The sequence below is a fragment of the uncultured Aquincola sp. genome (assembly GCF_964001545.1).
Classification (GTDB): Bacteria; Pseudomonadota; Gammaproteobacteria; order Burkholderiales; family Burkholderiaceae_C; genus Aquincola.
Genome location: NZ_CAXFDV010000086.1, coordinates 1 through 7,767, shown reverse-complemented (window position 1 = coordinate 7,767; position 7,767 = coordinate 1). Strand labels below are relative to the sequence as shown.

Here is a 7,767-nt window from a genome sequence, read left to right as displayed (position 1 = left end):
GCCACCTTGACCATGCGCCAGTTCTTCAGGATGTACTCGTGGATCTCGGCCTTGATCCAGTGCATGGCGTAGCTGACCAGGCGCACGCCCTGGTCGGGGTCGAAGCGCTTGACCGCCTTCATCAGGCCAACGTTGCCTTCCTGGATCAGGTCGGATTGCGGCAGGCCGTAGCCCAGGTACTGGCGCGACAGCGACACCACCAGGCGCAGGTGGCTCATCACCAGGCGGCCGGCGCTTTCCACGTCGGCTTCGTCGCGCAGCTTGCGCGCGAAGCGGGTTTCTTCTTCCTGCGTGAGCAGGGGAATGCGGTTCACCGCCGAGATGTAGGCGTCGAGGTTGCCGATCGGCGGCACCAACGCCCACGGGTCACGCACGGCGATCGCAGAGGCAGTGGTAGAAGTCATGGTTCCTCAGACAGTGTGTTCCGCAGAAGGTTCCAGGATATTAGCACTCGGCGTCCGAGAGTGCTGACGAGGCCGGCTATGGCGCCGATAGCGCCAGTCGGCCCTAGCGCCCATCTCATTCCGCGTGAGAGTGTGCGCTCACGTGTTGGTTCCCGGCGGCCGCCGCCGAGTGACCTTCGCCCTGCAGCCGGAAGGTGGCCACCACCGCGGCCAAGGCCTCGGCCTGGGCCTTGAGCGATTCGGCCGCCGCGGCCGACTCTTCCACCAGCGCCGCGTTCTGCTGCGTCACCTGGTCGAGCTGGGTGATGGCCCCGCTGATCTGCGCCAGGTCCTGGCTCTGGGTGCCGCTGACGGCGGTGATGCCGCCGATCATGTCGCGCACCTTCTGCACGCTGGACACGATCTCGCCCATGGTGCCGCCGGCGTTGTTGACCAGCCGGGTGCCCGCGTCCACCCGCTCGACGCTGGCGCCGATCAGCTGCTTGATCTCGCGCGCCGCCCCGGCGCTGCGCTGGGCCAGGCTGCGCACCTCGCCGGCCACCACGGCGAAGCCGCGGCCCTGCTCGCCGGCCCGGGCCGCCTCCACCGCGGCATTGAGCGCCAGGATGTTGGTCTGAAAGGCGATGCCGTCGATGGTGGCGATGATGTCGGCGATGCGTTGGGAGCTGCCGTGGATGTCGGTCATCGTGGCCACCACGTCGCCCACCACGGTGCCGCCCCGTTCGGCCACCGACGAGGCGGAACCGGCCAGGTGGTTGGCGGTGGCGGCCGACTCGGCCGAATGGCGCACCTTGGCGCTCAGCTCTTCCATCGCCGAGGCGGTGCTCTGCAGGTGCTTGGCCGCCTGCTCGGTGCGGTGGCTCAGGTCCAGGTTGCCGCTGGCCACCTCGCGCGAGGCGGCTTCGATGCTGGCCGACGACGCGCGCACCTGGCCCACCAGGCGGCTGAGCGCGGCCTGCATGTCGGCCAGGCCCTGCAGCAGCCGGGCCGGCTCGTCGCTGCCGCGGGTGTCGATGCGGCTGGTGAGGTCGCCGTCGGCAATGCGGCGGGTGACCAGCACCGCGCGGTCCAGCGGGCCGCAGACGGTGCGCAGCGTGGCCACCATCAAGGGCAGCACCACCAGCAGCGTGGCAGCCACCAGGGCCAGCCGGGCCCAGGCGGCGGCGGCGGTTTCGGCCGCGATGTCGGCGCGCAGCTGGTCGGCATGGGCGTGCTGGGCCTTCAGCAGCGCGCTGGCGTTGGCCTGCAGCGCTTCCAGCGTGTCGTTGGCGCGCTGGGCGTAGGCCAGGCCGGCCGAGGCGTCCATCTTGGCCTCCTTCAGCTGCACCGCGATGGGGTCGATCGCGCCGGCGTACTCGCCCAGCAGCTTGTCCTGGGTGGCGATCAGTTCGGCCAGCTGCGGGTTGCCGGGGTTGTCGCTCACCAGTTGCGCGCCGGCGGATTTCAGCCGTTCGAGCTGCTTTTTCCATTGCTGGTGCAGCGGGTCGACCTCGGTGGGATTGGACACGGCGGTGGCGATCATCGCGGCCTCGAAGCGGCGCAGCGCCGACAGCGATTCGCGCAGGTCGCCCACCTGGCCGGAGGCGGCCATCGCCTGGTCGAACAGCCGGGCCACCGGGCCGTTGGCCGTTCGGCTGTCCAGCAGGCTCCAGACGCCCAGCACCAGCAAGGACAGGCTGACGATGCCCATCACCAGATAAAAGCGGGTTCGCACGGACAAGTTGCGCACAGGGCGGATCACGGCAGCGGGCTCCTGGATGACGACGACATGCCAGGCCCCGGTGGGGGCCGGCTTCATGCAGCGCTTTCGGCCCTTGTCGTGGCTTTCTGTAATTCGCACTGCCGCGGTGCGGCATGCACCTAGCCGAAGCGTGTGTCCAGCGCTTCCAGCTGCTCGTCCAGCACGGCCAGGATCTCGCCCACGTTCACCGGCTTGGTGAGGTACTGCGCCGCGCCGGCCGCCATGGCTTCGCGGATGCGTGCCGAGGTGGCGTCGGCGGACACCACCACCACCGGAATGGCTGCCGTGCCTTCGTCGGCCTTGAGGTGGCGCAGCAGTTCCAGACCGTCGATGTCGGGCAGGTGCATGTCCAGCAGCACCAGGCTGGGGCGTTCGATGCGGATGGCGGCCAGCCCGTCCAGGCCCGTGCTGGACACCTGCAGCTGGATCTGCGGCCGCTGCGCCAGGATGCCGCGCATCACCTCGGCATTGGTCTCGTTGTCTTCCACGTAATGCACGATGCGCCGGCGGTAGGCGGCGTCCGCCGGCCTGTCTTCTTCCGGCACCAGCCGGGTGGCCGCGCCCGCGCGCCCGCGCGGCAGCTGCAGCACGAAGGTGGAGCCCTGGCCTTCGACGCTGCGCGCGCGCAGCGTGCCGCCCATCAGCTCGGCCAGCCGCTGGCTGATCACCAGGCCGATGCCGGTGCCTTCTTCGCCCGAGCTTTCGCGCCCCAGCCGGTTGAAAGGCTGGAACAGGTCGGCCAGCTGCTGCTCGTTCATGCCCAGGCCGGTGTCGCTGACCTCGATCTGCACCGTCTGCGCGTCGGCCAGGCCGCTGGTGAGGGTGACGCGGCCGCCCGGCTGGTTGTACTTGATGGCGTTGGACAGCAGGTTGGTCATGATCTGCTTGACCCGCGTGAGGTCGCCCGCCACCACCTGGGCCTGCGGGTCGAGCTGCTCATGCACCGTCACGCCGCGGCGCTGCGCGTTGTGCTCCAGCAGCGAGCGGCAGGCGCGCAGCAGCTCGGGCACGTCCAGCGTCTCGGTCTGCAGCTTCAGCGTGCCGGCCTCGATGCGCGAGAGGTCCAGCGTGTCGTTGATCATGTGCAGCAGGTGCCAGCCGGCCTGCTGGATCTGCGCGGTCCACTCCGTCTGGTGGCCGGCCAGCGGCTGCTGGCGGTCCAGCTCCAGCAGCTGCGCAAAGCCCAGCATCGCGTTCAGCGGCGTGCGCAGCTCATGGCTCATGCGCGAGAGGAAGTCGCTCTTGGCGCGGTTGGCGGCCTCGGCCGTCTCGCGGGCGCGTTCGGCGTCCTGCAGCCGCAGGTGCTCGGTGATGTCTTCCACCACGCCCACCAGGCGGTGCGGCGCGCCGGTGCCGTCGCGCAGCACCGTGATCACCACCGACACCCACACCATCCGCTGGTCGCGGGTGACGTAGCGCTTCTGGCGCCGCACCATCGGCATCTCGCCGCGGATCAGGCGGCCGTTGAGTTCGCGGTCGAAGGCGCGGTCGTCGGGGTGGGTGAGCAGGGCGGCGTCCATGCCGGCCAGCTCCTCCGCGGTATAGCCGGTCATCTCGCGCAGCCGCGGATTCGACTCACGGATGCGGCCTTCCAGGTCGGTGTAAATCACGCCGATGGGCACGTGGTCCAGCATGTTGCGAAAGCGGTGCTCGCTCTCGCGCAGCGCGGCTTCGGTGCGCTTGCGTTCGGCCACCTCGCGCAGCAGGTCGGCGGTGCGTTCGCTCACCGCCAGCTCGATGCGGCGGGCGCGTCCGGTCATCGTCAGCAGCAGCGCGCCCACCATCGCGGTGGCCAGCAGGCCGACGATGGAAAACGGCCAGGCGTTGCCCAGCACGGCGTCTGCCGAACCGGCGACAGCTTTCTGCCGCACGCGGATTTCCCACTGCCGGCCGGCGAAGGTGATGGGCCGCACGTGCACCGGCCTGCGCTTGGTCGCCGGCCGCTCGCAGCCCGGTTCGCCGCCCAGGCGCGGCAGCGCGGCGTCGGGCGTCCTGTCGACGATGCACAGCGCCAGCGGCGCCGTGAGTGAGGCCTCGACCGCGCGCACCTGGTTGTCCAGGCTCACGGTGACGAAGATGCTGCCGCGCAGGGCGGCGATGCGGTCGGCCGCGTAGGTGGGCTCGCCGTGGTAGACGGCCTGATACACCACGATGCCCGTGCCGCCCTGCGTCAGCGTGAAGCCGGGCGAGGCCACCGGCAGGCCGCTGCGGGTGCTGGCGTCGATGGCATCGCGCGCTGCGGGAATGGACAGCGCGTTGACGCCCAGCGCGGAGGCGTTGTCCGACGCTGGTTCGATGAAGCGCATGGCCATGACCTCGGGGTGCCTGGCGGCTTCGGTGCTGCCGGTATCGGTGCGGTCGAACACGCGGTAGTGCGGCACGCCTTCGGCCTGCACCTGCGCCTCGAAGCGCGGCAGGTCGGCGCGCATCACCCGCTGGTGCCAGCCCAGGGCTTCCACGCCCAGCACCGGCAACAGCCAGGCGGCGGTGGCGCGCTTGAATTCGGCGCGGGTCACGTCATCCGAGGCGAGGAACACGCCGTGCACGGCTTCCAGTGCGCGCAGCGGCTCGCGCAGCCGCGCCTGCATCGCGCCCGAGGCGCTGGACGCCTCGCGTTCGAACATGGCGCGTTCGCGGTCGGCGTCCAGGCGCACCATCTGCTGGATGCCCAGCGCCATCAGCACCGTGACCACCAGCAGCGGCAGGCCGACGGTCAGCCGGCGCCGGGTCCATTCGGCGCGCGGCTGGCCGATCAGGGTCAGCGCGATCGGCGCGCCCACCAACGTGCCCAGAGCATCGCCGGCCGCCCAGGTTCCCCAGGTCACCAGGCGCATGCCCGGCGGCAGGATGCCCACCGCCGTCAGCGCCGCCAGCGCCACGGTGGCGCTGATCAGGCAGCTGAGCGCGGCCAGCAGGTAAAAGCGCAGCAGGTCGCGCGGCTCGGCCAGCAGCGGCGGCTGGCGCACGAAGCGGCGGATCAGCCCGGCGCCCACCACCGCCTGCAGCATCGCGCCCAGGCCGGCGCAGGCCGGCATCAGCAGCGCGGCGGCCGAGAAGCTGGTTTTTGCGCTGAGGTAGAAGTTGATGCAGGCCGAGCCCAGCGCCACCGCCAGCGCAGCGGGCTTGCCCCAGGTGAGCACGGCCACCAGCGCCAGGCCCGCAGCCGGGTACAGCGGCGAGGCGAAGCTGGGCGGGATGGTCACCAGCATGCCGAGGGCGCCGGTGGCCAGATAGGCCACCAGCGTCAGCAGCGAGCGAGAGGCCCAGCCGTTCGCCCGGGACTGCGGCACGGACATGGGCGGAAGAGGGCTACACGTTGAACAGGAAGTTCATGACGTCGCCATCCTTGACGACGTACTCCTTGCCTTCGGCGCGCATCTTGCCGGCATCCTTGGCGCCTTGTTCGCCCTTGAACTGCACGAAGTCCTCGAAGGCGATGGTCTGGGCGCGGATGAAGCCGCGTTCAAAGTCGGTGTGGATCACGCCGGCCGCCTGCGGCGCGGTGTCGCCGATGCGGATGGTCCAGGCGCGCACTTCCTTCACGCCGGCGGTGAAGTAGGTCTGCAGGCCCAGCAGCTTGAAGGCGGCGCGGATCAGGCGGTTCAGGCCCGGCTCGTCCTGGCCCATCTCGGCCAGGAACAGCGCACGGTCCTCGTCGGCCATGTCGGCCAGCTCGGCCTCGGTCTTGGCGCAGATGGCCACCACCGGCGCCTTCTGCGCCTCGGCGTAGGCCTTCAGGCGGTCGAGCAGCGGGTTGTTCTTGAAGCCGGTTTCCGACACGTTGCCCACGAACATCGCCGGCTTGGCGGTGATCAGGCACAGCGGCTTGAGCACCACCAGTTCTTCCTTGCTGAAGTCGATGCTGCGCACCGGCTGCGCCTGGTCGAGCGCGGCCTGGCATTTCTGCAGCACCGCCACCAGCTTGGCGGCTTCCTTGTCGTTGCCCGACTTGGCGGCCTTGATGGAGCGCTGCAGCGTCTTTTCCACGGTGCCCAGGTCGGCCAGGCACAGCTCGGTCTGGATGACCTCGATGTCGGCGATGGGGTCGACCTTGCCCGAGACGTGGATGACGTTGTCGTCCTCGAAGCAGCGCACCACGTTGACGATCGCGTCCGTCTCGCGGATGTGCGAGAGAAACTGGTTGCCCAGGCCTTCACCCTTGGAGGCACCAGCCACCAGGCCCGCGATGTCGACGAACTCGACGATCGCCGGCACGACGCGCTCGGGCTGCACGATGTCCGACAGCGCCTGCAGCCGCGGGTCGGGCAGCTCGACGATGCCCACGTTGGGCTCGATCGTGCAGAAGGGGTAGTTCTCGGCAGCGATGCCCGCCTTGGTGAGGGCGTTGAACAGGGTGGACTTGCCGACGTTGGGCAGGCCAACGATGCCGCACTTGAGGCTCATAGGGGATTCCGGAGGTGCCGGCGCAGGACGCGCCGGGCAGCAGACAAACGAGGGTGAAGTTTAAGTCGGCCGCTGGCGGGTGCCAGATACTGCACGCATCGCAGTACCGCACCGGGGATCCGACATGACGCAGCCAGGCACGCCCAGCCACGACGCACCGCAGGGCGTCACCCTCATCTCGCCGCACACCAAGGACCTGGGTGGCGGCTTTCTGGTGCGGCGCTCGCTGCCTTCGCTGCCGCAGCCGGCGGTGGGGCCCTTTGTGTTCTTCGACCACTTCGGGCCGGTGCAGGCGCACGACACCCAGGACGTGCGTGCCCATCCGCACATCGGCCTGGCCACCGTCACCTACCTGTACCAGGGCGTGATGGTGCACCGTGACTCCACCGGCGCGGTGCAGCGCATCGAGCCCGGCGCGGTCAACCTGATGGTGGCCGGCAGCGGCATCACCCATTCCGAGCGCATGCCGGACGAACTGCGCGGCCAGGCCGACCTGCGCCACGGCCTGCAGCTGTGGCTGGCGCTGCCGGAGGCGGACGAAGAGATGCCCTGCTTCTTCTCGCACACCTCGGCGGCCGACATTCCGGAAGTGGCCCCCGCGCCCGGCGTGGTGGCGCGGGTGCTGATGGGCAGCGGTTTTGGCGTCAGCTCGCCGGTGCCGCAGCGCTCGGCCACGCTGTACATCGACCTGCGGCTGGCGGCCGGTGCGCGGCTCACGTTGCCGCCGCTGGCGAAGCAGCAGGCGCTGTACGCGGTGGAAGGTGGCTACACGCTGGACGGCCAGCCGGTGGCCGCTCAGACCATGGCGGTGCTGCCGGCGGGCGCCAGCTGCGAGATCGTCGCACCTGAAGGAGCGCGCCTGGCGCTGGTGGGCGGCGACCCGCTGGGCCACCGCTACATGTGGTGGAACTTCGTCTCCAGCCGCAAGGAGCGCATCGTGCAGGCGGCCGACGACTGGGCGGCGCAGCGCTTTGCGCCAGTGCCGGGGGAAACCGAGTTCATCCCGCTGCCAGACAAAAGGCCGGCCTAAAACGCAATCGTCCCTTCGCCCCGCGCGCCGACCTGCAACACATGGTCGATGCCGCTGACGATGATGGCGTTCATGCCGAAGGTGAGGGCGCCGTTCAGCCGCGGGTCGGCGCGGTAGCCCAGCAGCGTGTCGGTGATGGCGTGGCCGGTCTGGGCCGTCGTCGGGTCCACGTCGGGGATGCTGCAGCG

General features: G+C 70.1%; 5 protein-coding genes and 1 pseudogene. 1 reads left to right on the top strand and 5 read right to left on the bottom strand.

Translation table 11 applies throughout. The annotated features are described in order from the left end of the window. The 4 genes from ABNT58_RS03105 to ychF all read right to left on the bottom strand — a co-directional run. A partial coding sequence (locus tag ABNT58_RS03105) for a sigma-70 family RNA polymerase sigma factor (RefSeq protein WP_348752048.1) occupies positions 1-404 on the bottom strand: 404 nt, incomplete at its 3' end. A gap of 115 nt (positions 405-519) precedes the next feature. After that, positions 520-2,118, bottom strand: coding sequence for a methyl-accepting chemotaxis protein (locus ABNT58_RS03100; RefSeq protein WP_348752049.1), 1,599 nt, complete (start codon positions 2,116-2,118; stop codon positions 520-522). Between the two features lie 146 nt (positions 2,119-2,264). Next, positions 2,265-5,435, bottom strand: a complete 3,171-nt coding sequence (locus ABNT58_RS03095) for a CHASE domain-containing protein (protein ID WP_348752047.1) — start codon at positions 5,433-5,435, stop codon at positions 2,265-2,267. A gap of 19 nt (positions 5,436-5,454) precedes the next feature. After that, a complete protein-coding gene (gene ychF / locus ABNT58_RS03090; RefSeq protein ID WP_348752046.1) occupies positions 5,455-6,549 on the bottom strand; it encodes a redox-regulated ATPase YchF in 1,095 nt (364 codons plus the stop codon). A 124-nt stretch (positions 6,550-6,673) separates the two neighbouring features. Between ychF and ABNT58_RS03085 the strand changes: the two genes are divergently transcribed. Continuing rightward, positions 6,674-7,579 carry a pirin family protein gene (locus ABNT58_RS03085; protein WP_348752045.1) on the top strand — a complete coding sequence of 302 codons (906 nt, stop codon included), beginning with the start codon at positions 6,674-6,676 and terminating at the stop codon, positions 7,577-7,579. Here ABNT58_RS03085 and ABNT58_RS03080 read toward each other — a convergent pair. Further along, positions 7,576-7,767, bottom strand: a pseudogene (locus ABNT58_RS03080) (MOSC domain-containing protein); the annotation flags it as partial. The gene ABNT58_RS03085 and the pseudogene ABNT58_RS03080 sit on opposite strands and share 4 nt — an antisense overlap.

Coding starts and splice junctions, on each gene's coding strand:
- ABNT58_RS03085 (WP_348752045.1), top strand. CDS start 6,674: ATGACGCAGCCAGGCACGCCCAGCCACGACGCACCGCAGGGCGTCACC.
- ychF (WP_348752046.1), bottom strand. CDS start 6,549: ATGAGCCTCAAGTGCGGCATCGTTGGCCTGCCCAACGTCGGCAAGTCC.